The organism is Planktothrix sp. PLAVEN19ND (assembly GCF_057220675.1).
On sequence record NZ_CM170132.1, the window covers coordinates 3,066,628 to 3,093,289 of the forward strand.

The window sequence follows — 26,662 nt, forward strand, 5'->3', positions numbered from 1 at the left end:
GCAACTCTCCTTTTCACACTTGTGATCAAAATTCTATCTGTTGATCAACGGAGTTAGGAAGCACAAGGTTGATCCACAAACAGGAGAATCTCAAAGGTTGTCCCCTTTCCTTCTTCAGAAGTACACTTGAGCCGACCATTATGTTTTTCAACCACAATTTGTTGAGAAATGGACAAACCTAAACCCGTACCTTTACCTAGGGGTTTAGTGGTGAAAAACGCATTAAACACTCGGTCTTGCACTGACTGAGGAATTCCCGGGCCATTATCAGAAATAGAAACACAAATCGCATCTTGGATAATTGACCCCGGGTGCATTTTGTAGGCTTGGGTTTTAATGGTAATTTGTCGTGGCATCGGTTGCGGTTCTAAGGCATCAATCGCATTCGATAGAATATTCATAAATACCTGATTTAGTTGGTTGGGATAGCATTTGATAAAGGGGATTGCGCCATAGTCTTTAATCACTTGAATTTCTGCATGATTTCCCTTCGCTTTGAGTTGATTGTGGAGAATTTTTAGGGTTCCATCTAGGCCAACATGAATATCCGCCAATACCATTTCCTGCTCATCCAAGCGGGAAAAATTCCGTAAAGATAGGGCTAAATCATATAAACGGTTAGCGCCTAATCGCATAAACTCTATGCTTTGTGGTAGTTCATTAATAATCGTATGAATATCAGATGTTGTAATAAAGGTTTGAATTTCTGGAGTCGGTTCAGGATATTGCTGTTGATAGAGTTTAACCAATTCCATTAAAGCCTTAATATCTTGATCAACGTAGGTGAGATTTCCGTGAATGGAACTAATCGGGTTTTTAATTTCATGGGCAATTTCGGTCATCATTTGCCCCAAACTAGACATTTTTTCGGCCTGGATTAATTGGGCTTGGGTCTGTCGCAAATCCTGTAGGGTTTTTTCCAGTTGTAATGCCCTTTCCCGTTCCTGAATTTCTGAGACTCTCAAATTAGCTTCTACTTGTTTTCGTTGGGTAATATCTCGGACAATGGCTAAAATTTCATGGCTACCACTTTTTACATAACGCGCTTCATAATGATGCCAGTCTTTATCACCTCTCACCACATATTCACCAACCTGAATTTGACCGGTTTCTAAGGTTTTTTCCAGATAATATCTTGTCCAATCAGCTAAATCCTTGGGAAACACATCTTCAATTTTTTTGCCAATTATATCCTCGATATCGAGCCGATGAAGATTTTGCTTATCGGGATAATAGTCTACAACCAACCCCTCTCTACTAATGCAGAACATTAAGTCAGGGATGGCTTGAATCAAACTGGTGGTTTTAGCTTCTGCTTGTTCTAAAACCTTGGTCATTTGATCATATTGTTCTTGAATGGGATTGACTTTTTGAGTCTCTAAATGAAGGCAAACCAAGGTAGAACTTGCCAGTGCTGTTTTCAATTGATGAATTTCTTGATGGGCTTTTCCTAGTTCCTTATCTAAATAATTCCGTTCTGCGATTAAGCGTTCATAATCCGCTAGTATTCTGTCCAAAATAGCATTTTGGTTTAAATCTTCCCATACCGGATCAAACATGGGCGTATAATTAAAGGAATCTTTCTGGAAAAGGTAATAACTCATATCTGGATTTCTCCTTTATCCTGTATATATCACCCAGCCTTTCGGGATAAATCCTCAAAGGTTTGTTGAGTGGTGGCATCAATACCGATGTTAAAGCTAGACCTATAGCCGATTGAATCATAAACCAAAATTGTACAAGCTGAGTATAACAATTGCGGGTTCTGCTTCTGAAACCCTCAAACCATTGACTAATAATGATTAACACCCTTTTCAGCATAGTTTTTACGGAAATAGAGCTAGTCTTCAGCCTTTACCGCACGTTATTAGCACACTTTAACTTAATGAGTGCCTCAGTTTCAGTAATCTAAATTACAAAAAAGATTAAAATTCTTTAAATTACTTGTTGAAACCTTAACACAAAAACACAAATTCCTAGGCTTGTACAGAATAATTTAACCATTGTTAAATTATTCTAACATTATTCCTATTTAGATGCTGAACAGCTTACTCACCATCGGTGAAATGGATTAAGAATTAATAGTACCCATTAACCAGCGTGTAATGCTTCCATCATCTTCGGTTTGGGAACGTTGCAATGCTTCAATTACTAAGGCTATGTTTAATCCAGGTAAAACTTGGGATGCTTCGATTAATCGACTCCCTTGGTTTTCGACCGCAAAGGCTAATATTGTGTTATCTTCAACGTTCACCACCCAATATTCTTGGATTCCTAATTTTTCATATAATAATCTTTTTCTACCAATATCATCAACAAAAGATGATGCCGCCACTTCAACAATTAAGTTAGGGGCTGTAAATTCATCTAAGTTAATTGGGGAATTATTGCGCGGGGGAAATGGGAAGTTATCACCGATATAAAACCCGATATCTGGCTGACTTTCTCGCATCCCTATTTTTCGGAAAGATGGATTTGTTAACTCTTTAATCCGAATATTTTTTAAAGCCGCATAAATAACAATCACGGTAGAAATAATTGAATTATCCTGACTGTGTGCTGAACCTAGTGGTGCCATTTCTATCCTCAGATATTCTTGATCGTAATAAAACTTACCCTCGGCATACTGAGGATTTTCGGCTAAGGCTAAAAATTCTTCCCAGGTCGCTTTCACCCAGGTATCCGTTGCTATCGTTATTAAAGGAGGAGCTTGAACCATCATCAACACCTGAACCTTAAATTTAGCTGTTTTATAATTATAACCGCTCAAACCAATCTTGACCACCTGATAATAGAATCAGAGATTGAAGCAATCCAAGAATTTGTTAATCGCTTTTCAACTTGATTTTTAATCAAATGGATAAACAGCCGAACCAGGAAAGATTCTATGTTTCTCAGGATTGCTTGTTTTCCCATATCTTCTAGTTCATTAATAATGAGTAAAGCATCTTGATAACGTTCTTCTAAGATACATTTTTTTAGATCGGTTAGTTCCTGAATCATGATTTCATCCTGATTTTGAATAATTCTAACAAAAGTCTTGTTATAATAGGATTATAGCAATTCATTTTTTTATATTCAAGTCTCAATCTAATTATGCCATCTGTTACAACTTCTCCTCTAGTTAAAGATCCTGAACGGTTAGAAAAACAGTTACGAGATATTCCTCCGGTTCCGGGGGTGTATTTAATGCGAGATGGTCAGGATAATATTCTTTATATTGGTAAGTCTAAAAAATTGCGATCGCGGGTGCGCTCCTATTTTCGAGAACAGCATCATCACACACCCAGAATTTATTTAATGGTGCAACAAGTTACCGAAATAGAGTTTATTATTACCGATACAGAAGCAGAAGCCTTAGCCTTAGAAGCAAATTTAGTTAAACAACATCAACCCCATTTTAATGTTTTGCTCAAGGATGATAAAAAATATCCATATTTATGTATTACTTGGTCGGAGGATTATCCGCGAGTTTTCATTACTCGTAAACGTCGTTTAGGCAATATTAAAGACCGTTATTATGGCCCCTATGTGGATACTCAGGTATTAAGAAATACGTTGCATTTGACCAAACGAATTTTTCCCCTGCGTCAACGTCCTAAACCGTTATTTAAAGATCGTCCTTGTTTAAATTATGATATTGGTCGCTGTCCAGGGGTTTGTCAACTGTTAATTTCCCCTGAAGATTATCGAAAAATTGTGCAAAAAGTGGCGATGATTTTTCAAGGGAGATCGGGGGAATTGGTTGATCATTTAACAGAACAAATGGAACAAGCCTCGGAAGCCTTAAACTTTGAAACGGCGGCGATAATTCGGGATCAAATTCAAGGGTTACAGTCTTTAAATGCGGATCAAAAGGTGTCTTTACCCGATGATCGGGTTTCCCGTGATGCGATCGCCTTGGCAGCTAATTCTCAACAATCCTGTGTGCAGTTATTTCAAATTCGCGCCGGAAAATTAGTCGGACGGTTAGGGTTTACCGCCCAAGTTCCCCCGGAGTTAAAATTAACGGAAATGGGATTAATTTTACAACGAGTTTTAGAGGAACATTATCAATCTGTTGATCCGGTGGAAATTCCCAATGAAATATTAGTTCAATATGAGTTACCCGATGAATCTATTTTAACAGATTGGTTGGGCGATCGCAAGGGAAAAAAAGTCACAATTTTAACCCCCCAACGTCAGGTTAAAGCTGATTTAATTGAGATGGTAGAACGGAATGCGAAATATGAATTAGAACGGGTACAAAAGTTAAGTGATCGTAATACCTTAGCCCTAGAAGATTTAGCAGCAATTCTCGATTTACCCGACATTCCCAATCGTATAGAAGGTTATGATATTTCCCATATCCAAGGGTCAGATGCGGTCGCCTCCCGGGTGGTTTTTATTCAAGGTTTACCCGCCCCACAATACTATCGTCATTATAAGATTAAAAACCCCACGGTTCACGCCGGACATTCCGATGATTTTGCCAGTTTAGCAGAAGTGATTGGGCGCCGTTTTAGAGACTATGGGACTTCAACAGATAAACCGGATTTAATCATGATTGATGGGGGAAAAGGTCAACTTTCGGCGGTGGTTTCTGTCTTAGAAGAACTGAATTTATTAGAGGAAATTCGCGTAGTTAGTTTAGCCAAACAACGGGAGGAAATTTTTTTACCTGGGGAAAGTTTACCCTTAGAAACTGACACGGAACAACCGGGAGTTCAACTATTAAGAAGATTACGAGATGAAGCTCATCGGTTTGCGGTGAGTTTTCATCGAAATCAAAGGACTCAAAGAATGAAGCGATCGCATTTAGATGACATTCCAGGGTTAGGACATCATCGTCAAAAATTATTATTAGCTCATTTTCGTTCCTTAGAATATATTAGAATCGCCACCCCAGAACAGTTAGCTGAAGTGTCAGGAATTGGGCCAAAATTAGCCCAAGAAATTTATAATTATTTCCATTAAAGTAGTGAACCATTCAGGGTTCAGACAGCCCTAAAGGGCTTACTACTTTTTGGTGTGAGGGAATTTCAATAATAAACTCTGTTCCCTGACCTAATTCTGAATTACATTGAATTGAACCTTTGTGTTTTTCGACAATAATTTGATAACTAATTGATAACCCTAACCCGGTTCCTTTGCCGACAGGTTTGGTGGTAAAAAAGGGGTTAAACAAGTTAGATTTAATATTTTCCGACATTCCCACACCATTATCTGCAATTTTTATCCTGACTCTATTTTGATCAATCAATTCAGTTTCAATCGTAATTTGATCGGAATTTTGCTGATTGATAATAGGGAAATTATTACTAGAATCTTGTAAAGCATCAATAGCATTGGAAATTAAATTCATAAACACTTGATTTAATTGTCCCACATAACATTCTACCAAGGGAATATTACCATATTTTTTAATCACCCTAACCCCTCGATGTTGAACATTTTCTTTTAAACGACTTTGTAAAATCAATAACGTATTATCAATTCCTTCATGAATATTAACTTCCTTCATTTCGGCTTCATCCAACCGGGAAAAATTACGAAGGGAAAGTACAATTTCTCTAATCCGGTTCGATCCCATTTTCATGGAATTGATAATATTCGGAAAATCTTCAATTAAAAAATCGAGTTCAACCTCCTCCACAAAATCAATAATTTCAGCCGAGGGGTCGGGATAATGAGTTTGATAGATGTTGATTAAAGTTAATAGGGTTTCTGTATATTCTTGAGCATGAATTAAGTTTCCATAAATAAAGTTAACCGGATTATTAATTTCATGGGCAACCCCAGCCACCAATTGACCCAAACTCGACATTTTTTCTGCTTGAATTAATTGGGTTTGGGCTTTGCGAAAATTAACTAGGGCAATTTCGGCTTCTTCTTTGGCTTTTCGTAGAGCTTCTTCCGCCTGTTTTCCATCAGTTATATCAGTAATTGTACCAACATAACCAATAATTTCTCCATCAGAATTTATCTCCGCAGCAGCTTGACCATAAACCCAGGTAATTTTGCCATCAGGACGTTGTAGGCGATATTCAGAATTAAATTGAACTTGATTTTTAGCACAGTCTTCCCAGTTTTGAAAGACTTGGATTCTATCTTCGGAATAAATAGCTTGCAACCAACCTTTTCCCCTTGTTTTTTCTGGAGTTAATCCCGCAATTTCACACCATCTTTGATTCACATAAAGACAATTCCCCTCGGTGTCAGCATGGAAAATTCCCACCGGAGAAACTTCTGTTAATGTTGCATAACGTTTTTGAGTATTCTGCAATATTTGTTCCGTATTCCTTTGTTCCGTGACATCTACACCCACACTGACAATATAGTCAATTTCTTTGGCTTCATTCAGGAGAACAGTATCCGACCAACTAATAATTCTTTGATCTCCGTTTTTGGTGTTCCAACGGGCTTCGTAATATTTAGGAAATTGATCAATCAGTAAAAAGGCAAAATTCGCTTTAACTTTAGAGGCTTCCTCTGGGCTTAAAAATATATCCCAAACATAGCGATTTCTAATTTCATCAAAGCTATATTGAGTGGTTTGTTCAAAGGCGCGATTAAATCGGATAATTCGACCTTTTGCATCCATTAAAATCACTAAAGCTCCAGCGATATCTAAAATAGCTGAAATAAAACTTCGTTCTTTTTCAATAGCTGCAAATAACTCATCGATTTGAGTGGTCATTTGATTAAAAGCGGTGGCTAATACGCCTAATTCATTAGAACACTGCACATCAACTTTGGTTTTCAAATCTCCTTGACTAATTTTGATCACTGCGTCGGTTAATTGTTTGAGGGGGAAAATAATTTGCCGACTATGAAATATTCCGATACCCGTGGCAAACCCTGTAATTAAAATAACCGTTAACCCCATCACGAAAATCATCTGATAAATAGGAGCATAGGCTTCTTTAATCGGAAGTTCAACGACTAAAAACCAATTCACACTAGGAATCATTGCTGTCGCGCCCAAAACCTCTACATTTTTCAATCCTAGATAACGATTTATCTTTGGTTTTTTATGATCTAAAGCCTTTTGAATAGAATCAATAATGGTATAATTTTTTAAATTCTGAATATTAAATATTTTAGACCTATTTTTAGAAGCCGTAAAGACTCGATTTTGTTCATCCACAAGATAAACATATCCAGTTTTACCCACTTGAGTCTGAGACAGAATAAAACTGAGAAAACTTAAGTCAATTTCAGCGAATAAAACCCCATTAATCTGATCAAATTGATCTCGAATGGGAACGGACATCACCATTTTATATTTTCGATCATGAGGATCAAATTCAATTGTTCCTACATAATCTTCTTGTTGTTTAAACGGTCGAATAAATAACGGAGAATCGGTATAGTTTTTATTTAAGGTTTGATCATCAGTGAGTATTGATGTTACCACCTCTCCTTGAGAATTTAAGATAGCCACCAAATGATAAGCGTCATTATGACGAACTAATCCTTCTATCAAGTTTTTTTGAATATCTGGGGGTAAATCAGTTAAGCCTTTAACCCGGGCTAAAAAATTTAATTTTCGTTGGAGATCATCTAAATAGTTATTGATTTGATAGGCTATAACTTGCGATCGCTCTCTTTGTAGAGATTGTAACTGCTTCATCTGAGATTGATAACTCAGATAAACCAATAATCCGCCACTGCTTAAAACACTAATCAATCCAACAAGGAGTAAACTCCTACGGAGTTGCTTGGCTAGGGAAAAAAACCGGGGGGTGGAAAAGGAAAAAGAACCCCCAAGCCTAGATAAAAAATGATGTTTCTCTGCTTGACTCATGATTTTTCCAATAACAGGGAAATGATCTATTTTTATCTATTGTAATCTGTTGTTAGCCCAGAAGGAGTAATATCGATTTTTCCCGTTACTATTTGCTGTTTGATCTGATTAAATTTGGCTTCTTCTTCGGCTGTTAACGTGCCTCTAAAGGGGGCAAAATCATAAATTTGTTCCCGTAGTCCATATTTATATTGTTTACCTTCCCAGCGTCCTTGCTGAACTAAAGTGGCAATTTTTAAGACTAATTCAGGAACATTCTGTAGAACACTGGTTAAAATTTTACCCTGGACTAAATTATATTGATCTTTCGTCCAACCAATCCCATAAACCTCTGGTTTTTCACTGGCTAACTTTAAAGCTGGAATTCCCGCTTCATCTGCGTTAATTGCCATAATATCTACTCCTTTTTCCAACCAATCTAGGGCAACTTTATTGCCTTTTTCTGCATCCGTCCAAGTCTGTAAGAATTGAGTATGAACTTCAATATTCGGTTTGGTTGCGGTTGCACCCCGCCTAAATAATTCTGCTTCTTCTTGATAAACGGGGTAATCATATCCCACCATGTAACCAACTTTATTGGTTTTGGTTTTTATTGCAGCTAATGCTCCGGCTAGATAACCTACTTCCCCGGAACGAAAAGCCACCGCTCCCAAATTTTTATTATTCCCAGAATAGCTTGTCACTAAAGCAAATTTGATTTCTGGAAAATCTTTAGCCACCTTTTCCATTGCTTTAATATAACCACCACTATGACCAATAATTAAATCATATCCCTGTTGGGCATAGCGACGAATTAAGGCTTCACTATCAGTTTCTGGAACATTTTCAGTATAAGTAATTTCAGCATTATATTGTTTTTCAATTAATTTTAATCCTTCATAATTAGCTTGACTCCAACTCCCATCTTCTATAGAACCGGAGAAAATACTCGCCACTTTAAATTGACTCTGGGAATCGGAGGTTGTCAATTGTTCTTGATTCCACTGACTACAACTGACTATCATCACTAAAGTGATTATTCCTAATAGGATATTGGTCAATAATTTTGGTGTTTGGAACATAAAATTCCTGGGGGTTGAGGTGAATTACGAATATTGTAATTGCACCCTTATATTCTTTTTGTCTGATGTTAACAGAGTTTTTTAATAAAAACAACAAGGAAGCTTAACGCCTCCTTGCCATTTTTGACCTTTAACTTGCCCAATTCAGATAGGGTAATTTTGTGGCTGTTGCTCGAATTTGCTCAACATTAGCAATTAATTGTCCGCAACTATCCCACATTCCGGTAATAAAAGATTGACGAGAACCTGGATTCATATTCACATCAATAGTTAAGTCCCCACAGTGGACTTTCATGGATTCCAAATCCAGGTTAATAGCTGCTTTAGGATTAGCTTTTAATGCCTCTTGAACTGCTTTAATGGCTTCTGGTTCAGCCGTGACACAGGGAATCCCAATTGAGACACAGTTTCCCAAGAATATTTCGGCAAAACTTTCTCCAATAATAGCTTGAATCCCCCATTTGGCAATGGCTTGGGGGGCGTGTTCCCGGGAGGAACCACAACCAAAATTAGCATTAACTACTAATAGATTTGCCCCTTGATATTCGGGCAGATCAAAGGCGTGTTTCCGTTGCATTTGTTGGCGATCATCAGCAAAAACCTGTTCCCCTAATCCATCAAAGGTAACACACCGTAAAAACCGAGCTGGAATAATCCGATCGGTATCAATATCACTGCCAACTAAAGGAATACCATTTCCCGAAATACTTTGAATTTTACTCATGGTTTAAATCTTGTAATTTGTGTTAAGAATTGACCCCACCCTACAAATGAAGCCGAAAATCTTTGCTTTACCCTGAGATTAGATCCCCCTAAATCCCCATTAAAAAGGGGGACTTTGAAGTCCATTACTAAGGGGGGCTAGGGGGGTGAAGTGCTTATAATAACTCCCGTACATCCGTAACTACACCGTTAACCGCCGCAGCCACCACCATGACCGGACTCATTAACAATGTGCGACCGTTAGCGGAACCCTGACGGCCTTTAAAGTTGCGGTTAGAAGACGATGCACTCAGTTGATTTCCCTGTAACTTATCGGGGTTCATCGCCAAACACATGGAACATCCAGCCTCGCGCCATTCAAAGCCCGCAGCTTCAAAGATTTTATCCAGCCCTTCGGCTTCGGCTTCGGCTTTCACCCGTTCTGAACCCGGCACCACAAAGGCTTTCACCCCACTAGCGACTTTCCGACCCTGGGCAAATTTAGCCGCTTCTCGCAGGTCACTGAGGCGGCCATTGGTACAACTGCCAATAAAACAGACGTCCACTTTTGTCCCTTGAATTGGGGTTCCGGGGGTAAATTCCATGTATTGATAGGCTTCTTTGGCCACTTCCCGATCGGTTTCCGTAATCTCCTCTAAAGTAGGAATTAACTCATTAACAGCCATTCCCTGTCCGGGGGTAATTCCCCAAGTGACGGTGGGTGCAATCTCGGTGGCATTAAATTTGACGACATCATCATAAACCGCATCCGTACTACTACGGATACTATTCCACCAAGCCACGGCTTTTTCCCAGTCCTCCCCTTTGGGGGCAAAATCTCGACCCTGTAAATAGTCGTAGGTCACCTGATCGGGGTTGACATAGCCGCATCGGGCGCCTCCTTCAATGGACATATTACAGATCGTCATCCGTTCTTCCATAGACATCGCCTCGATGGTGCTTCCGGCGAATTCATAGGCGTAGCCCACGCCGCCTTTTACCCCCAAGGTGCGGATGATATGCAGCACCACATCCTTTGCGTACACCCCAGGTGGCAGTTCTCCATCGACTTGAATGCGGCGGACTTTCAGTTTTCCTAACGCCAGGGTTTGAGACGCCAGCACATCCCGTACTTGGGAAGTCCCGATCCCAAAAGCGATCGCCCCAAATGCCCCATGAGTTGAGGTGTGGGAGTCGCCGCAGGCAATAGTCATCCCCGGTTGGGTTAACCCCTGTTCCGGTGCGATGACGTGGACAATCCCTTGATTCCCAGAACCGATATTGTAAAAACGGATACTATGTTCTTGACAACTTTGTTCCAAGGACTGCATCATTTCTTCTGCCAAGGTATCCACAAAGGGACGAGCTTGGTTATCGGTGGGAACAATATGATCGACTGTGGCGACGGTGCGTTCAGGATATAGGACTTTGAGGTGGCGATCGCGCAACATGGCAAACGCCTGGGGACTGGTGACTTCATGGATCAGGTGCAAACCAATGAAAAGTTGAGTCTGCCCTGATGGTAGGGTGCCAACGGTATGCAACTCCCATACTTGATCAAATAGTGTTCTTTCGCTCATAGAATCTGAAAAATAACTGCGTTTGTAACGCTCTCTATACTGGTATTTATTCTAGCGGTTAATGGATCTGTGGTGTTAAGTCTTGGGAATAACTTAATGTTTAGGGGGTGATAATAAATATTAAAATCGGATAAAAAAGTTTTTGTTTTTTCTAAGATTTGTTGGGATGAATACTCTAGGGAGGGGTGTTCATCCCAACAAAGATTTGACGATAATCCAACACCCTATGTAAATTCTGAACAGCTTACCTCACTCCCATTATATCTAATTCGGAGGAACAATCGGATCATTTTCACTCGGTTTACGAACTTGAGATAGAATAATGAATGATGGAGAAGAATTAGCTATTTTAACCAGAGAATGACTTCCAATATAAGTGATTATTCCAGAATATTTGGGCAAAAAAACAGTCCCATTGATAACAAAAGATAACAGAAAAGTTAACATGATTTTATCGTCTCCATTCAAGTAAAAAAACACGAAAAATGTGCATAACAAATGCTTCCATTGCTTTTGTCATTTATGCCTAAACAGTAAGCAGCAGAAACTAATTAAAAATCCAGTAGTGTTATTCCTAAAAATTGTCCGGTAGCAACAGGGAAGACAAGATTAGAAATACGGTTGAAAGATGTGTGGTTGTTGAGTAGCAGGTCGAAAATAGCAGAATCAACCCATGGAGTACCTTGAGTCCAATGGGTCTATTATCATTATATGTTGAATTGAACCCTTCTACAAATGTTCATGTCCTGGGACTATCCCCCGACCGCAGAACTCTTGCAATACCTGGCCGGGGGACGACTAGCCCGTCGATTCCATCGAGCCGTAAGATTATGGGTATTATTACATTGTTTATATGGTCAGGAGTCCCGTTGGATTATCCATTTACCCCAACCCTTTACCTATCCTGACCTCCGAAACCATTTGTTTTCGGAAAAACACCCCAAAAGCGATCGCCTCAAGGTTCAGAACATTCTGGCCGAATGTCGGGACGACTTCTGTATTTGCCACCGCTCGGTTATGGACTTACTCCAGAATTATTTCTCTCCTGAAACCTGGGGGGAATGGGAACAACAGTTACAAACCCTGACCGGATGGTCAGAAACCGAACTTCACCAACAGTTACAGGGTTATCCGTTTGCCACCGTCCATCGTAGCCTGCGGGATGATCTCAAATGCTTAACCGACCTGGGATGGTTGGAAAATGGGGGAGCGGGGGGAGTAGGAGGAGTAGGGGAGGCAGGGGAGGCAGGGGGAGCGGGGGGAGTAGGGGGAGCGGGGGGAGTAGGGGGAGCGGGGGGAGTAGGGGGAGCGGGGGGAGTAGGGGAGGCAGGGGGAGTAGGGGGAGTAGGAGGAGTAGGGAGAGTGTGCTCGCTTGCTAAATATAAACAATCAACTATTAGTTGCTACTATGGGGGAAATTCTCCAAAGTTGCCTATTCCCTCAATAACTAATAGCCTGAATTTTTCGGGACTATCTAAAACCCAACTTTGGGGACTATTACGAGTTTTGGAGTCCGTTGTTTTTGTGCAGCCGAATTTAGAGGTTGTGGTACAGTCCTTATGGGAAGCATTGGTGGAAAATGGAGTTAAACCAATTCAGGAAAAAGAATCAGAACCCCAAAAGCGAATTTTTATTAATTTAGATTATATTCTAGCCGATGAAAACCAGGATCGGGTTGACGCTTATCAAGAACAAATTGAACTGTTATGGCGCGATCCCATTGGCGGGGTAATTAATTTTAAAACCTGGATACCCGCCCAGGAAAAAAAAGTGGAAGTTACGGTTTATCCGGTGTGTTTGCATTATGTTCGCCGGGCAAAATATCTCAGTGCTTTTGGGTTTGACCCGGAGGGAAAGTTGGGCTGGCATAATTATCGGTTAGATAGAATAGCTTCAGAATATCTTAGGGTTTTGTCTTGGGGCGATCGCCATATTCCCCCGGAACTTAACAACCTCTGGTTAACAGAAAGTCTGCCCACTTCTGATCAAATACAAACGGAATTAGATGCGGCTTGGGGGTTTAATTTCTATTTACCGAGTCAATTATTAATTATGCGATTTAACCCATATTTCGACCGTTGGTATGTGAATAATACCGACAGACACCCCACCTTTAAGCCGATTTCCTATACCGATTTACCCCAATTAATTCGCCGTCATATTCCTAATTTAGAGGAACAAAAGGCGGTATTAGATATTATTCGCCAACGTTCTCCCCAGGATTGCTATTATCAAGGATGGATACGGGTGGGGGATATTAATGTATTAATGCGGTTACGAGAATGGCGGGGAAATGGGGAAGTTATTGCCCCTTTTTCTATTCGTCAACGGTTACATCAGGAGGCGTTAGAGGAGTTATCAAATTATTAGAATATGGGATATTTTAGAAAAAATTGCTATATATAGGAAGTCTAAATGAATTGTACAAAATAATGATCCAAATTATTAACCCTAAAAAATGGACACAAATTCGGTGTGTAGGGGCGAGGCGCGCCTCGCCCCTACAGGATTTTTGCACTTAACAGTAGGTTATGTCTACTGATGTTTTTCGCCAACTTCTGAAGCAGCACCATATTCCTCTTTATTCCTACGATGTGGAAGATTTTGAACTGGACTTGAAAAACTTGCGAGAGTTGGGGCGAATGTAATTATATAACTATTTAGTAATATTAAATTTCACGCAGTTTCCGTCCCCTTGCGGGGAAAAGATAGAAAACTACTTGACTGGAGAAGTGAAATAAGAGTGGGGGTGATAGATTAGTTTCCGTCCCCTTGCGGGGAAAAGATAGAAAACTACTATCAATAACATCCTTTGCTGCCTGAATATCCATATACCTAAGTTTCCGTCCCCTTGCGGGGAAAAGATAGAAAACTACTGAAAAGTTGTTAGCCCTTGCATCTAGAGTTGGATGCGGTTTCCGTCCCCTTGCGGGGAAAAGATAGAAAACTACCATATTTGGTTGACTGAAGACCTCAAAATCTACGCAATTAAACCAGTTTCCGTCCCCTTGCGGGGAAAAGATAGAAAACTACCCTACCCTTATGGAAACCTTACGCTGTTTAGTTTTCAAAGTGCGTTTGCGCGAGACTACGGATGTATGGCTGGTATAAAAACGAAAATAGGTTGTTTTTAACTGCCCGAACCTGTAAATTTCTCGATATTCAAGACTATAACCGAATTTCCCTAACGAGTCAACCCCCAAATCCATAAAAATCTCAAAAAATCTTCATCCCTGATGTCGTAACGCTTTCTAGCTTCCTGCGACAACAAACGAGAAAAACCCACAAAACATTACAATCCCATAAAACCCCATAAAATAGAACGCTTAACCCCAATTTGTTGATCAAATCCGAGTTAAAACGTTCTAAAAATCTGAGAAAAAGTAATATTCCGTTACAGAATCAGATAATCCGGCGGTTCATAGGGCGGATCACTGCCAAACACCCGGGTCTGTTGCTTGGCCATATTATCCAAAGGATAGACCCGCAAACTATCCTCATCCAACTTCAACACCTTCAGCCAACGCCGTTCTAACAAATGTTCCAAAACCGCAGGTTTCAAGGGACATTCAAAAACCGAATATTGCACCCGTTGACAACGCTGTTCGAGCAATTTTGCCAACTTATTCCGGCGCTTATCATCCCGGACATCGTAACAAACTAACCATAATTCAGCCATCAGTTATCAGTCATCAGTTATAGCAGTTGCCACATCTATTAGGACATTCTTGAAAGCTAAAAGCTACTTATAGTAAGTATTTACCTATTGCCCATTGCCCATTCCCTATTGCCTCTTGCTATAACAGTTGTAGGGGCGGGTTCTTTTAGATCTTTGCTAATCACCTCAATCTCGATGAACCCGCCCGTACCAGTCATCAGTTATTAGTAGACTTAAAATCTACTACTTTCTTTCTAGGTTAGATCCCCCCTAGCCCCCCTTAAAAAAGGGGGGAACCGGACTTGATAAGATTGTTCGGTTTTTAGCCCCCAAATACTATCGGTTAGATATCCCTAGCCCCCATAAAAAAAGGGGAACCGGAGTCAAAGCCCTAATTTTTAGGCTGTTCAAAGTCCCCCTTTTTAAGGGGGATTTAGGGGGATCTAGTCTAGGATAAAAACACTAATCTTCCCCATTCGTAATTCGTAATTCGTAATTACTTATTTCAACACAAAGCCCTGATAATCTAACCTCGACTCCACCAGACATCGGGCCAGCGATCGCGCCTGTTCCAATAAAATTTGACTCAAACTTAACCGACGATTTTGGGCCGGATACAGAAAAGGTTCCCGCAGACGACGCTCTAACTGTCCTAACAATAACTTTTTCGCCGTTACCCCCAACCAGATCCCCTCTCCATCGGGAGACGGTTGAAAATCTTCCCGTTGAAGTAAATCCGATTTAATCATAGAAATCACCGCCTGATCCACCACCACCGGGCGAAATTCCTCCATTAAATCTAATACCAAATTCGGGCGATAGGGTTCAGTGGCGTGGAAAAACCCCAAATAGGGATCAAGTCCCGCCCGAACACAAGCGGCAAATACCCGGGCTAATAATACCCCATAACCCCAACTCAATAGGGCATTAATGGGATCAAGGGGCGGGCGGCGGTTGCGTCCGGTAAAATTCCACTGGGGCGGGAAATAATGCCGCAACGCCTGATAATAGGTGCGGGCACAAATTCCCTCAATTCCCATCAATTCGGAACGGTTTAGGGGAGTGGAGGTATTTTTCAACTGGATCATATAGGCGGCGATCGCATCTATAGCTTCAGCTAACTCGCTAATTTGGGCTTTTGTAGACCGATGGCGCTGTTGGAGTAATACCCGTTGGTTGCGAATTTTTGCCATCACTAAAAGTTGGGCCAGCGCCATCCCAAAAGTTGTATCAACTATTCGATATTGGGCGAGTCTGAACATCGGGTTAGTCTGAAACTGTCCCTGAAGACGTCCGCGAAACTGTCCATCCCGTCGGAGAAATAGGGTTTCTATTCCTCGATCTAGGAGTTGGGCGATCGCTTCATCGGTTAACTGGACTCCAGGCAAAATCACCACTAAGGTTAATTCCCCTAACCGACAGCTATGGGTTTTATCCTGATATTTGACCGAAAAACTCTGATTTTGATAGCGAACAACCGTTCCAGGTTCTGTTAAGTATAGAGTTGTCATAGCCACAAATTACAAAACCAGCAAACCCGGTTATTGTCTCGGTGCTGTGGAAGACCCCATTTCTACACCCAGCCATAATGAAAGATAAGAAATCAGCAAACCTGGTTTCTCAATTTTATCGAGAATTGCGATATGCCAATTTCCTTAGCTCGACTCCTGGTTCGTTACCGTATTCTGAGTGTAGCGATCGCCAATGCAGGCATCACCTGGATTATCTTAATTATTGCGCCCCTGGGACTCTTTGCCGTGATTACCTGTACCCTAGCTGTGTTTATGGGTAGTCTGATCGTGACTACGTTAGGCGATCGGGCCCTCGATCATCTCTTACACCTCGAAGGCGAACAACTGCGACAAACAGACCTGACCCCAAACCCTTCTGCGTCACCATTTCAAAGCGATCGCCACCTCTCCCACCCACAACGCCGAGAAATCAGCGATCGCTAATTTACCAAAAATGCGTAAAACCTGAAAATTGAACCGATATGAATATAGATCCCTATTAACCGCTATGTCTATTTGTTTACATCTGAGTCCATCCCAAACCCATGAAACCCTGTCCTATCAGATCTTAACCCTAGAACTGACTGGACAAGACCGAATTATTGAACCCCAGGATATTGCAACCCTGGAACTCCCAACCGGAATTAACCCCCAGGGGGGAATAGTGATATCAGGACGCGGCCCCATTTGGTTGTATGGCTACCTGATCCATGAACTCCATCCGACCGCTTGGATCGCCTGTTATGACCCCCGTTTGGGGGCGATCGTGGTTTCCAGTCATAGCCGAAAAGTGAGAGTAGGTCAAGTTTTACCCCTAGCCATTTCTCTTTTTAATCAGTCCCCCGCCCCCGATCCCCTGTGTCCTGCCTTGATGATTGTTGGGCCGCCGGATAGCGGGAAAAGCGTCCTGTCCCATGCCTTATTTAAAGCCCTTCTGCCCGAATATCCTAACATTTATTTACAAAGAGCCCATTGGGATGGAGAGGGCAATTATAGTTTAGAGTTAGGAGAGGATAAAACACCGGAGCTTATCGAAACGTTTAAAGCCCAAAATCGAGGCGGGTTAACGGAGCGTTTCTATCCCTATCATGCCCAGGGTATCCTACAACTGCGACGGCAGAAATCGTTAATTATTGTGGATGTTGGCGGCATGGTACAACCGGACAAGTATCCTATATTAGAGGCCTGTAGCCACTATTTGATTATTAGTTCTAAGCCCGAAGCGGTCAACTCCTGGCACGAATTCTGTGGTCAAAGAGGGAATTTAACCCCTGTAGCGGTGATTTCTAGTGTGTTAACGAATACGGAGGAGGTGCATCAAATTCAACCCTATATTGAGATTACCAGTGGCGCTTGGGTGATGGGTCAAGCTCCTGCTATTCCAGAAGTTTTGTTAAAGAAAGTTAAAGCCTTAATTCATAATTAATCTATTAAAATATTAGATAGGATGCGTCAAAATGGCTAATTTAGATCCTGAAACTTCAGTTAAAATTGCTCTAGTTTGGTGTTTAGCTTGGGGAGGAAAACGTCAACCCCAAAATGTGATCGACATCAATCAATTGCGAGCAGCAGTCATCCAAAAACAACCGATTTCCGAACCGTTACAGTCTATTATTCAGCAGGTAGATGAAATTCTGAAACTAGATTTTCCTGAAACTATTAATCAACTGCAAAACTATACAAAAAAATATCCGTTATTATGGGAATCTCCTATTGGGTTAGTTTATGGTGGGGCAACTAAAATTAAACAATATGTTTTTGAAGCGGCTAAACTCCCTGATATTCGAGGAGCGTCGGCATTATTAGATCGGATTAATTTAGTTGATATTCCGGGGTTTTTTGGAGAATATGAAGATAAAAAATCCGTCACCGTTGAACAATGGTTAGATCAAGAGTTTCCCGACTTAAGATCGTCTTTGATTCCTGAATTATTAGTTTATTACAAAGGCGGAAATGTTTTAGCATTTTGTCCGGCGGCTTTTGTGGATGATTTATCTAATGCGATTGAAAAACGTTATACCGAAGAAACCTTAACCGCTAATTCCTGTGCGGTGGGTGCTGTTTTTAAGCCTTTGGAGGTTCGGTTTGGGTTATTAAAAGATGAAATTACAGAAACTTTTTGGCAAGAAAAATATAATAAAAATCTCAATAATCACCTAGTAAAAGCCTATTTTACCCAAGAGGATACAGACGCAAAAAAAGCTTTTATAAATCGTAAAAGTTTTAATGAATTAGTCACCCATTTAGCGATTAAATTCAATCAGCGTCGCAGTGGAAATGATACGGAAAATCGTCCTAGTCGTCGTTATCCACCGATGTTTGAAACCCATCCATTTTTAGTTCGGGATGAAAGCGATCGCCGTTTAGCTATTACACAGGTTTCTGAACTTCCCGACAACCCCAAATTATCAGAAGTTTTAGCGCGTAAACGAATTATTGGACAAATTGCTAAACGTGAAATTTATCAAATTCCTAGTTGGTTTAACGATTTAGGGTTATCTTGGTATCCTAGAGAAATGACAATTCCCAGTTGGGTAAAACGGTTTGAAGATTTTTTAGATCAATCCGAAAATCTAATTTTATCTCAACACTATTATCAGGGGAAACCAAAACCCACAGAAGCACTTTCTCTCAGGGAATTGGGAAATGTTCATAAAGGGTTTGTTGCTTATATCTATGCTGACGGGAATAATATGGGGGGTTATATCCAAAAAATCAAAGATCCCCAAAGCTATAAAAAGTTTAGTGAAGATATTTTTAAAGCAACCGAGGAATCTGTTTATAAAGCATTAGCAAAACACCTCAACCCTCACCAATTAAAAAATTTAACTGATCCTGATAATAAAAATAGAGAGGGAGAATTGATTCATCCCTTTGAAATTGTTACTATTGGGGGAGATGATGTTTTAATTATTGTTCCTGCTCATCAAGCATTAGAAATCGCTAAAACCCTGGGAGAAGAATTTGAAAATTGTTTGATTACTGGTTATGGAAGCGAGCAAAAATATGATCCTAAAATTGTTCATAGATATCAAGGTAAAAATCTACCCTCCGGGTCTAAGCAATGTCAACTCAGTATGTCTACAGGGGTTTTAATTACCGCCGAAGATACTCCTATCTACTATGCAGAAAATATAGTTAGCCAGTTGCTGAAGTCAGCAAAAGAAAAAGCAAAAACCTTGAAGAAGTCAGGTAAATATTTAGGAGGAACTATTGACTTTTTTACCATGAAATCTGTTACAATGTTAGCATCAAGTATTAAAGAATTTCGAGACGAAGGACTAAATAAAACAATTGGAGGACAACAACTTCATTTATATGCCGCGCCTTATACACTCTATGAAATTGAGGGTTTATTAGAGTCACTGAAAGCATTACATGAGGCTAAATTTCCGCGATCGCAACTCTATCAAATTCGCAGTTTATTAGAACAAGGGAAAAACACCGCTATTCTGAATTATCGTTATTTCCGAGTTCGTTTAAAATCTGATGCACAAATTCCTTTAAAAGAAAATTTCGAGAAAACCTGGTGTGATGCTAAAACCAACCCTGGAAATATTGCCCCTTGGATGTTTGATCAAAAGGATAAATTATATGAAACAATTTGGCGAGATTTAGTTGATCTTTATCCTTTCTCTGAAGCATCCGAAACCTCGGAAGATGCCCCAACTTCTGAAACAGTTGTGGGGAAGGGACGGGTTTAATTTAATCTTTGATTTGTCTTAAAGATTTTAGAGAACCCGCCCCTACGGAATAATGGTTGATTTAATTGCAGATGATCTAACACTATGATTCAACTTCAAGCACTCACAAATCGTATCACTTCCTATTCCCTAACTGCTAATATTAATACCGCATTATGTATCGGTTCTGGGGGTTCTTCTGGTTCCTTAGCAGATAAACCCATTGTTAGGAATGCCGAAAAAAACCTAATTATTCCCGCATCTCAACTCAAAGGTCGTTTACGCCATGAATGTGAGAAAATAGCGCGGGGGTTAGGTTGGGCAATTTGTGATTCTCCCACAGCGGAAACTATGTGTCCCCAACTTGCCGGATTTTCAGAAGTAGAAAAAAACCGATTTAACCGGGAAGAATATCAAGTTTCAGAAGATCACCGACATCACTGTTTAATCTGTCAAATTTTTGGTAATCCTAGTTTACCATCCCGGGTTCTATTTGATGATTTAATCTGTCAGGAAGACCCCGATAACCTACCCGAAATTTTACGTCCGGGTGTCACCATTAACCGCCGCCGGGGGACAGCAGAAGAACACAAACTGTACTTCCTAGAAACCTCTCCCGCTAATGCTGAATTAGCATTTACAGGTGCAATTCACTTTCTGCCCAATTGTCCTGATTATGCTCAGGCTTTAATTGTAGCAGGTTTGCATCATATTCATGCGTTAGGGGGCAGTAAGTCAGCCGGGTTAGGATGGTTAACTTGGGAAATTGATCAAAATATGAAAATCAATGAAACTGCATGGCAAGAATTAGCAAAGGGGGTAAAAAATGAATCGAATTGAATTAGAAATAAAAGCATTATCTCCTTTGGCAATTGGTCGGAATAAACCTGGTGCTTCAGTTAGTGAAGCAGAAGACTATATTCCCGGTTCCGTCATTCGAGGGGCGATCGCATCCCAACTATTACAAACCAATCAACCTGAAACCGGAGATGATTTTCACCGCTTATTTTTAGATGAAAATCAGGCTATTTTTCAGAATGCTTATCCGGCATTTGTCTATGATAAATCAGATCAAACTAAGGAAATAGCAGAAAATGTTTATGTTCTGCCATCAACAGTTCTGAGTTCCAAAATAAACCCAGGGTTTAAACCTAATAAAGATGGCGTTTTTGACACCTTAATTGATCGCTTCTGTGCAGAACAACATGGTTTTCCCTATGACCCCAGTTGTCCGACAAAAGCAGGCGAGCGGGTAGATGGTTTTTCTGGATTCTATACGATAGTTAAGGGAAAATACTATAAAGTATCTGCCAATAAACGATTGTTAACCCGAGTAGGAATTAACCGAAGACGGGCAACATCAGAAGAATCCATTCTCTATAGTATACAAGTCTTAAATGAATCCCAACCGATAGGGAACAAACCTGCTATTTATCGAGGGGCGATCTTAGTTCCCGATCATCAGTTAGCAGAATTATTGGTGGCGTTTATTCGTTCTCACCAAGAAGTCTTCCGTTTTGGTGGGTCAGTTTCCAGAGGACTTGGGAAAGTAAAAATTCAACCAAAATTATCACAAAAATCTCAAAATCTGGTAAAATCAAGAATAGACGATTTTAACAAAAAACTCCAAAAACGTTGGCAAGACTGGAATATTTTTAGTCAACCGGAAAAACCCTATCCCAAAGCCCGAAAATATTTCACCATAGATTTACAATCCGATGCTATTCTAATGGAAGATTGGCAACGAACCACGGTAATTTCCGAGGCGATGTTAAGGGAATTAACAGGTCTTGATTCATCCCTAAAATTGGAAGCTGCGTATAGTAGTTATGACCATCGTTCCGGTTGGAATAGTGCTTGGGGTTTAATGAAAGATATCGAGTTAGTTACAAATAAAGGGGGGGTTTATCTATTTAGTATTAGTCAAGATCAGGAAAAAGAATGGACAGACGCTTTGATTCAATTAGAATCTCAAGGTGTGGGAGAACGAACCTCAGAAGGGTTTGGTCAAGTTCAAATTTGTAACCCATTTCACTTAGTATTACGCGAGGAGGCAAAATGAGTTTATCGACTGAAGTTAAAACAGCACTGGAAATTCAAAAAGGAATCCGTCAAGCGGAAGATGAGTTAGTTCAAGCAATAGAAAAAGCATTAGATAGTAAAAAATACGGGAACTTAGAAGAATCTCAGTTCAGAAATTTAGTCAGAGTGGCTGAAACGACCGATAGTCCAGAAGTGATTAAAAACTTTATTCGCTATCAAGTGGGACGGGATATTAAATGGGGTCGAGGTAAAGATTCTTTAGCAGAAAGTATTATTAATGATATTAATGCCAAAACAAAGGAAAAAGCAGAAGCGATCGCTAAACAATCTAAAACCCAAGATATCAAGTCAATTCATATTGAATTAATTCGTCGATATTTAGGATATGGGGCGCGGTATCTTAAATATTTGCGAGAAGGTAAAGTCTGAATTTTAATTAATTTCAATTAAGGAAGTAAAAAAATGCCACGCTTTGTGCTATCTACCATAGGAACAAGCTTACTCACTCAACAAATTAATCGAGGTAATAGCGAAGAAAAAGATTGGTTTGATCATCTTTCTAATCATGCCAGTTTAAAACTTGATGAAACCCCGGAAAACATCAAACAAATTATTGAGGAACTACAAAAAAGAGCAACGGAAAAACTGAATCAAAACGATATTCCAAAAATTCGGCGTGCCAGTGCAGAACTTAATGGAATTTATGGATTATATGAAGAACAGTTAGAACAGGGAAAACAGGATATTCACTGGTTAGTTGCAACGGATACGGCACAGGGAGAAGCAACAGCAAAAATTGTCCAGTCATTTTTAGAAAAACATGGAATTGTTACACAAATCTTACAACCAAATAACCTATCTGCTACCAGTACCGAAGCTTTCACGAATGGTATTGATGAACTATTAGAATGGATTGATCAAACGCTTCCTGGTTATCGAGATAGTGATTATCGGATTATTTTTAACTTAGTAGGGGGCTTCAAAAGTTTACAGGCTTATCTAAACACAATTGGGATGTTTTATGCCAATGAAATAATTTATATTTTTGAAGGTATAGGCTCAAAACTGATTACAATTCCTCGACTTCCAATTAATATTGACGACTCCAGAATTAAACCTGTTGAATTTGCATTAATGTCGGCAAAAGTTGCTGTAAAAATGAGTTTATCAGAACTGGAGAATGTACCTGAAGCCTTATTATATAGCCTAGATGAAGAAGTAACACTCAGTAACTGGGGAAAATTAACTTGGAATAATTGCAAACAAAAATTATTAACTCAAGATTTGCTACAATTTCCAAAACTAATTTATGAGAAATCTTTTGACAAAGACTACCGAAGAAATAACGTCAATGCTCAAAGAAAGTTAGATTTACATGAGGTATTAGCCGAAATTTGCGGTTCTATGATTAAATTCGGAGGAGACACAACAAAGTTTTCTGAACATTTACACTATACCAGATATGAAGGGGGACAAAAATGTGAAGGAGGAGTGAGAAAGAATGAACTGGATCATTTTTATATTAAAAATACAGGTTGGCGTGTTAGTTGTTTAGCTAAAGACGGCAAGCTATATTTACGCCACTATGGAGAACATGATTATGTCCAGGATAATCCTTAAACATTTTATTTTCAGTAATTTGTTTTAATATCTGCTTAACAATCTCATCCCATTTTGCCATTTTATGATAGGATAAACTACAATGGTAGAAGCGATTAAATCTCCTCCAAAGTTGTCTCTAGCAGAGTTTCTAATATTGCCAGAAACTAAACCAGCTAGTGAATATATCGAGGGTAAAATTCATCCCAAATGTATGCCAAAAGGTAAACATAGTGCGATTCAAACCTTTGTGGTTTCTATCATTAATCAAGTAGCTATTCCCCAACGAGTCGCGCGGGGATTTACGGAATTGCGTTGTACCTTTGGAGGGCGATCGCTTGTTCCTGATATTGTTGTTTTCACTTGGGAAAGAATACCCCTTGATAGCAATGGAGAAATTGAAAATACCTTTGAAATTCCTCCTGACTGGACGATTGAAATTCTCTCTCCTGATCAAAGTTCTACCCGTGTGATTAATAATATCCTATTTTGTCTGAATCATGGAACAAAACTAGGTTGGTTAATTGATCCGCAGGAGCGATTTATTATGACCTTTAAACCCGATCAACAACCAGAAATCAAGCAAGATCAAGATCCTTTACCTATTTTAATCCCTTTAGGAGATTGGTCATTATCAGTGCAAGACATTTTTAACTGTCTCAATCTTAATTAACACTATTACATTGATTTAACTATGTTTGATACGTTCAAAAATCGCTTAGAAATTACGGGAACTTTAACCACTGTTACAGCTTTAAGAATTAGTGCAGGACGGTCTACAGAACCCATTGGATCAGATTTACCAGTAATTAAAGATGCGTTAGGTCGTCCTTTAATTCCTGGGTCAAGTTTTAAAGGTGCATTGCGATCGCGTTTAGAAAGTTTTTTAAGAGGAATATTAGGAAGCGATCGCCATCTTGTCGCTAACCCAGCGAATGAAAATGAATGGTCAATCAAAGCCGATGAAATGAAGATTTTAAAGGAAAAGGAGCAATTTAAAGATGATTTAGCCCTAACTAACGAAATCATTAAACAAACCGATTTGATTTCTCATTTATTTGGTTCTCCTTGGTTAGCCAGTAAATTTCAAGTGCGAGATTTAACAGTAGATTCTGGTGCTTGGTTTGGACAATATCAAGAACGGGATGGAGTCGCCATTGACCGAGATACAGAAACCGCCGCCGATGGAAAACTCTATGATTTCCAAGTAGTTCCGGCGGCAACTCCCTTTCAATTTAAAGCGATTGTTGAGAATGCAGAAGAATGGGAATTAGGGTTATTAATAATTGGGTTACGCCAATTTGAAACTGAACAAATTCCGTTGGGGGGAGGCCGCTCAAGAGGTTTGGGAGTTGTGCGTTTAGAAATTGATCAAATGAATTGGTTTGATTACCCTGAAAATCAGCCCCATTTGCTTTTAGAGTATTTGAAAAAGTTAGTTGTTGGAGATGAAAGTGCCTATGAAGATGCACAGGAATTTAAAGATTATTGGGTACAACAATTAATTGATCACTTGACTGAGAAGATGAATCAAAAAACTGCTGTATCTTTGCAAGAGTGAACTTTATTTTCCCATAATTTCAAGTTCAAGATCAACCACTGATTATAGCTTAATTCAAAAGACAACTCTCAACCCCATCTAACTATGCACAAACGATTTGTTAACCATTGTACCCTTGAATTTAGTATTATTCCCGACGGCCCTATATTAATTAAATCGGGAAAAGAAGGCGCAGATCCCACAAAACCAGATATGGAATTTGTCGAAACCTACTATCAAGGAGGACGTTCTATTTATCTCCCTGGAAGCAGTTTAAAAGGGGCAATTCGCGCCCATGCAGAACGCATTGTCAGAACAGTAGGTCAGGATAAATGTCCCAATAACGCCAATTTATTATGGGCTAATGACCCATTAAATGATGATTACAAATATTTAGAGAAAAAATCATCAACAGACATCTATCGTTTATCTTCCTTCACCGATCAATTATTTGGTAATACTTCAGTTGCTAGTCGTCTTAGAATTGAGGATGCTTACCCCGTTGATAAAACCCAAGTGAAAACTGAAGAACGCAATGGAGTTGCTATTGATCGAGTTTTTGGTTCCGTTGCAGTTGGGCCGTTTAATTATCAAGTGTGTACATCGGGAGAATTTAGCACTAAAATTCACCTGAAAAACTTTACTTTAGCTCAATTAGGATTAATTGGTTTAGTGTTACGAGACTTAAATGATGGTTGGTTTGGGTTGGGTTTTGCTAAATCTCGCGGGATGGGAACGGTGCAAGTTAACCTAACAAAAGCAGTGGTTCAATATCCGGGTTGTATATTAGAACAGGACAGAATTAAACTGTTAGGAAGTGATAAAAATTGGGGAACCACACAACTGATCGGAGTGGGTGAGTTTCTGTCTTCAGAAGATGCACAAACCTATGGTTTTCCCTCAAATGATCATCAAGAAACTCCCGTTAAAGGTCAAGAGATGAACTTAGGGTTAGGAGTTGAATTAACCTGGGAAGGAGATGTACAAGTTCAAGATTTATTCACAAAATCCGTGCAGGCTTGGAAACAAAAAGTTGAGGTGAAAGCATGAGTGCATTTGTAGGAACAAAAGAACATTTAGATCTAACACAATTGCAAGAACTGATTAAAAGTTTATTTCCTGAACCTGCTTATTTCTGTGAACGAAAGCCGGATAAAATAGAACCCATTAAACTAGGACTTCCTCAAGATTTTGCCCCAGAAGGACAAATTTTTAATCGGCAAAGGGAGTTAAGATGGAAAAAAACAAAAAAAGGGTTTAATGTTTTATTATTGAGTTTAGATGAACCCCAAACCCAGACTCTGAACAAACTTAAAAATAACTGGAAAATCGAAGATCAAAATGTCCATATTTACGATCAAAATGAAACCCGATTTCCCAGAGGTGTTCATTCCCTATCAGCAGAAATAGATAATAATAACTTTTCCCTAGGACAACGTTATTTTAAGGATGCTGATACCTCAACAATTCATTTTATTGCACTAACTTTAAGATAA

Annotated in this window: 23 protein-coding genes, 1 pseudogene and 1 CRISPR repeat array; of the genes and pseudogenes, 14 read left to right on the forward strand and 10 right to left on the reverse strand. The window is 39.6% G+C overall.

Annotated elements, in window-relative coordinates; all coding sequences use genetic code 11:
* Positions 1-53 precede the first annotated feature (53 nt).
* The 3 genes and pseudogenes from AC2D3N_RS13555 to AC2D3N_RS13565 all read right to left on the reverse strand — a co-directional run.
* A complete protein-coding gene (locus AC2D3N_RS13555; protein WP_144017873.1) occupies positions 54-1,604 on the reverse strand; it encodes a sensor histidine kinase in 1,551 nt (516 codons plus the stop codon).
* A gap of 467 nt (positions 1,605-2,071) precedes the next feature.
* Complete coding sequence (locus AC2D3N_RS13560; protein WP_200816853.1) at positions 2,072-2,722, reverse strand: Uma2 family endonuclease; 651 nt, start codon at positions 2,720-2,722, stop codon at positions 2,072-2,074.
* 68 nt (positions 2,723-2,790) lie between these two features.
* Positions 2,791-3,003, reverse strand: a pseudogene (locus AC2D3N_RS13565) (DUF29 family protein); the annotation flags it as partial.
* Positions 3,004-3,096: 93 nt separating this feature from the next.
* On the opposite strand from AC2D3N_RS13565, the gene uvrC reads away from it, so the two are divergent.
* Positions 3,097-4,956 carry an excinuclease ABC subunit UvrC gene (gene uvrC / locus AC2D3N_RS13570; RefSeq protein WP_079681207.1) on the forward strand — a complete coding sequence of 620 codons (1,860 nt, stop codon included), beginning with the start codon at positions 3,097-3,099 and terminating at the stop codon, positions 4,954-4,956.
* Positions 4,957-4,969: 13 nt separating this feature from the next.
* Here uvrC and AC2D3N_RS13575 read toward each other — a convergent pair whose 3' ends face one another.
* The 5 genes from AC2D3N_RS13575 to AC2D3N_RS13595 all read right to left on the reverse strand — a co-directional run bounded on the left by AC2D3N_RS13575 (position 4,970) and on the right by AC2D3N_RS13595 (position 11,579).
* Positions 4,970-7,789 carry a PAS domain S-box protein gene (locus tag AC2D3N_RS13575; RefSeq protein ID WP_484691153.1) on the reverse strand — a complete coding sequence of 940 codons (2,820 nt, stop codon included), beginning with the start codon at positions 7,787-7,789 and terminating at the stop codon, positions 4,970-4,972.
* Positions 7,790-7,821: 32 nt separating this feature from the next.
* Positions 7,822-8,850 (reverse strand): BMP family lipoprotein, encoded by a 1,029-nt coding sequence (locus tag AC2D3N_RS13580; protein ID WP_484691154.1) that lies wholly within the window; start codon positions 8,848-8,850, stop codon positions 7,822-7,824.
* Positions 8,851-8,980: 130 nt separating this feature from the next.
* A complete protein-coding gene (leuD, locus tag AC2D3N_RS13585; protein ID WP_484691155.1) occupies positions 8,981-9,574 on the reverse strand; it encodes a 3-isopropylmalate dehydratase small subunit in 594 nt (197 codons plus the stop codon).
* Between the two features lie 154 nt (positions 9,575-9,728).
* A complete protein-coding gene (gene leuC / locus AC2D3N_RS13590; RefSeq protein ID WP_079681211.1) occupies positions 9,729-11,132 on the reverse strand; it encodes a 3-isopropylmalate dehydratase large subunit in 1,404 nt (467 codons plus the stop codon).
* Between the two features lie 264 nt (positions 11,133-11,396).
* Positions 11,397-11,579, reverse strand: coding sequence for a hypothetical protein (locus AC2D3N_RS13595; RefSeq protein WP_484691156.1), 183 nt, complete (start codon positions 11,577-11,579; stop codon positions 11,397-11,399).
* 288 nt (positions 11,580-11,867) lie between these two features.
* Between AC2D3N_RS13595 and AC2D3N_RS13600 the strand changes: the two genes are divergently transcribed.
* Positions 11,868-13,502 (forward strand): TIGR03985 family CRISPR-associated protein, encoded by a 1,635-nt coding sequence (locus AC2D3N_RS13600; RefSeq protein WP_484691157.1) that lies wholly within the window; start codon positions 11,868-11,870, stop codon positions 13,500-13,502.
* A gap of 161 nt (positions 13,503-13,663) precedes the next feature.
* The gene (locus AC2D3N_RS13605; protein ID WP_484691158.1) at positions 13,664-13,780 is read left to right on the forward strand and encodes a UPF0175 family protein; all 117 of its coding nucleotides are present in this window, start codon (positions 13,664-13,666) and stop codon (positions 13,778-13,780) included.
* Positions 13,781-13,814: 34 nt separating this feature from the next.
* Positions 13,815-14,166: direct repeats of the CRISPR family, unit length 39 nt; unit sequence AGTTTCCGTCCCCTTGCGGGGAAAAGATAGAAAACTACT.
* 360 nt (positions 14,167-14,526) lie between these two features.
* Here the strand turns inward: AC2D3N_RS13605 and cas2 are convergent.
* Both cas2 and cas1 read right to left on the reverse strand, forming a co-directional pair.
* On the reverse strand, positions 14,527-14,811 hold the full coding sequence (gene cas2 / locus AC2D3N_RS13610) for a CRISPR-associated endonuclease Cas2 (protein ID WP_079681215.1): 285 nt from the start codon (positions 14,809-14,811) through the stop codon (positions 14,527-14,529).
* Between the two features lie 479 nt (positions 14,812-15,290).
* A complete protein-coding gene (cas1, locus tag AC2D3N_RS13615) occupies positions 15,291-16,301 on the reverse strand; it encodes a CRISPR-associated endonuclease Cas1 (protein ID WP_484691159.1) in 1,011 nt (336 codons plus the stop codon).
* Between the two features lie 132 nt (positions 16,302-16,433).
* On the opposite strand from cas1, the gene csx18 reads away from it, so the two are divergent.
* The 11 genes from csx18 to AC2D3N_RS13670 all read left to right on the forward strand — a co-directional run bounded on the left by csx18 (position 16,434) and on the right by AC2D3N_RS13670 (position 26,662).
* Positions 16,434-16,745, forward strand: coding sequence for a CRISPR-associated protein Csx18 (gene csx18, locus AC2D3N_RS13620; RefSeq protein WP_484691160.1), 312 nt, complete (start codon positions 16,434-16,436; stop codon positions 16,743-16,745).
* 64 nt (positions 16,746-16,809) lie between these two features.
* Positions 16,810-17,727: a CRISPR-associated ring nuclease Crn3/Csx3 gene (gene crn3, locus AC2D3N_RS13625; protein ID WP_484691161.1), complete on the forward strand. Its 918-nt coding sequence runs from the start codon at positions 16,810-16,812 to the stop codon at positions 17,725-17,727.
* 31 nt (positions 17,728-17,758) lie between these two features.
* The gene (cas10, locus tag AC2D3N_RS13630) at positions 17,759-20,005 is read left to right on the forward strand and encodes a type III-B CRISPR-associated protein Cas10/Cmr2 (RefSeq protein ID WP_484691162.1); all 2,247 of its coding nucleotides are present in this window, start codon (positions 17,759-17,761) and stop codon (positions 20,003-20,005) included.
* Between the two features lie 84 nt (positions 20,006-20,089).
* Positions 20,090-20,824 carry an RAMP superfamily CRISPR-associated protein gene (locus AC2D3N_RS13635; protein WP_484691163.1) on the forward strand — a complete coding sequence of 245 codons (735 nt, stop codon included), beginning with the start codon at positions 20,090-20,092 and terminating at the stop codon, positions 20,822-20,824.
* Entirely contained in the window at positions 20,811-22,046 is a 1,236-nt protein-coding gene (gene csx10 / locus AC2D3N_RS13640) for a type III-D CRISPR-associated RAMP protein Csx10 (RefSeq protein WP_484691164.1), read from the forward strand. The genes AC2D3N_RS13635 and csx10 overlap by 14 nt, the downstream gene beginning before the upstream one ends.
* Positions 22,043-22,456, forward strand: a complete 414-nt coding sequence (locus AC2D3N_RS13645; protein WP_484691165.1) for a hypothetical protein — start codon at positions 22,043-22,045, stop codon at positions 22,454-22,456. Before csx10 ends, AC2D3N_RS13645 begins: the two co-directional genes overlap by 4 nt.
* A gap of 33 nt (positions 22,457-22,489) precedes the next feature.
* Complete coding sequence (locus AC2D3N_RS13650; protein WP_484691166.1) at positions 22,490-23,647, forward strand: putative CRISPR-associated protein; 1,158 nt, start codon at positions 22,490-22,492, stop codon at positions 23,645-23,647.
* 82 nt (positions 23,648-23,729) lie between these two features.
* On the forward strand, positions 23,730-24,299 hold the full coding sequence (locus AC2D3N_RS13655; RefSeq protein WP_484691167.1) for a Uma2 family endonuclease: 570 nt from the start codon (positions 23,730-23,732) through the stop codon (positions 24,297-24,299).
* 21 nt (positions 24,300-24,320) lie between these two features.
* On the forward strand, positions 24,321-25,187 hold the full coding sequence (csx7, locus tag AC2D3N_RS13660) for a type III CRISPR-associated RAMP protein Csx7 (RefSeq protein WP_484691168.1): 867 nt from the start codon (positions 24,321-24,323) through the stop codon (positions 25,185-25,187).
* An 84-nt stretch (positions 25,188-25,271) separates the two neighbouring features.
* Positions 25,272-26,216 (forward strand): RAMP superfamily CRISPR-associated protein, encoded by a 945-nt coding sequence (locus tag AC2D3N_RS13665; protein ID WP_484691169.1) that lies wholly within the window; start codon positions 25,272-25,274, stop codon positions 26,214-26,216.
* The gene (locus AC2D3N_RS13670; protein ID WP_484691170.1) at positions 26,213-26,662 is read left to right on the forward strand and encodes a hypothetical protein; all 450 of its coding nucleotides are present in this window, start codon (positions 26,213-26,215) and stop codon (positions 26,660-26,662) included. The genes AC2D3N_RS13665 and AC2D3N_RS13670 overlap by 4 nt, the downstream gene beginning before the upstream one ends.

Bases quoted from the DNA above. Each gene is read 5' to 3' on its own strand.
- leuD (WP_484691155.1), bottom strand. From the start codon at position 9,574: ATGAGTAAAATTCAAAGTATTTCGGGAAATGGTATTCCTTTAGTTGGC.
- AC2D3N_RS13645 (WP_484691165.1), top strand. From the start codon at position 22,043: ATGAGTTTATCGACTGAAGTTAAAACAGCACTGGAAATTCAAAAAGGA.
- AC2D3N_RS13555 (WP_144017873.1), bottom strand. From the start codon at position 1,604: ATGAGTTATTACCTTTTCCAGAAAGATTCCTTTAATTATACGCCCATG.
- uvrC (WP_079681207.1), top strand. From the start codon at position 3,097: ATGCCATCTGTTACAACTTCTCCTCTAGTTAAAGATCCTGAACGGTTA.
- AC2D3N_RS13605 (WP_484691158.1), top strand. From the start codon at position 13,664: ATGTCTACTGATGTTTTTCGCCAACTTCTGAAGCAGCACCATATTCCT.
- AC2D3N_RS13600 (WP_484691157.1), top strand. From the start codon at position 11,868: ATGTTCATGTCCTGGGACTATCCCCCGACCGCAGAACTCTTGCAATAC.
- cas2 (WP_079681215.1), bottom strand. From the start codon at position 14,811: ATGGCTGAATTATGGTTAGTTTGTTACGATGTCCGGGATGATAAGCGC.
- crn3 (WP_484691161.1), top strand. From the start codon at position 16,810: ATGTCTATTTGTTTACATCTGAGTCCATCCCAAACCCATGAAACCCTG.
- AC2D3N_RS13665 (WP_484691169.1), top strand. From the start codon at position 25,272: ATGCACAAACGATTTGTTAACCATTGTACCCTTGAATTTAGTATTATT.
- csx7 (WP_484691168.1), top strand. From the start codon at position 24,321: ATGTTTGATACGTTCAAAAATCGCTTAGAAATTACGGGAACTTTAACC.
- AC2D3N_RS13635 (WP_484691163.1), top strand. From the start codon at position 20,090: ATGATTCAACTTCAAGCACTCACAAATCGTATCACTTCCTATTCCCTA.
- AC2D3N_RS13650 (WP_484691166.1), top strand. From the start codon at position 22,490: ATGCCACGCTTTGTGCTATCTACCATAGGAACAAGCTTACTCACTCAA.
- AC2D3N_RS13560 (WP_200816853.1), bottom strand. From the start codon at position 2,722: ATGATGGTTCAAGCTCCTCCTTTAATAACGATAGCAACGGATACCTGG.
- AC2D3N_RS13595 (WP_484691156.1), bottom strand. From the start codon at position 11,579: ATGTTAACTTTTCTGTTATCTTTTGTTATCAATGGGACTGTTTTTTTG.
- AC2D3N_RS13670 (WP_484691170.1), top strand. From the start codon at position 26,213: ATGAGTGCATTTGTAGGAACAAAAGAACATTTAGATCTAACACAATTG.
- leuC (WP_079681211.1), bottom strand. From the start codon at position 11,132: ATGAGCGAAAGAACACTATTTGATCAAGTATGGGAGTTGCATACCGTT.
- AC2D3N_RS13580 (WP_484691154.1), bottom strand. From the start codon at position 8,850: ATGTTCCAAACACCAAAATTATTGACCAATATCCTATTAGGAATAATC.
- cas10 (WP_484691162.1), top strand. From the start codon at position 17,759: ATGGCTAATTTAGATCCTGAAACTTCAGTTAAAATTGCTCTAGTTTGG.
- cas1 (WP_484691159.1), bottom strand. From the start codon at position 16,301: ATGACAACTCTATACTTAACAGAACCTGGAACGGTTGTTCGCTATCAA.
- AC2D3N_RS13655 (WP_484691167.1), top strand. From the start codon at position 23,730: ATGGTAGAAGCGATTAAATCTCCTCCAAAGTTGTCTCTAGCAGAGTTT.
- csx10 (WP_484691164.1), top strand. From the start codon at position 20,811: ATGAATCGAATTGAATTAGAAATAAAAGCATTATCTCCTTTGGCAATT.
- csx18 (WP_484691160.1), top strand. From the start codon at position 16,434: ATGCCAATTTCCTTAGCTCGACTCCTGGTTCGTTACCGTATTCTGAGT.
- AC2D3N_RS13575 (WP_484691153.1), bottom strand. From the start codon at position 7,789: ATGAGTCAAGCAGAGAAACATCATTTTTTATCTAGGCTTGGGGGTTCT.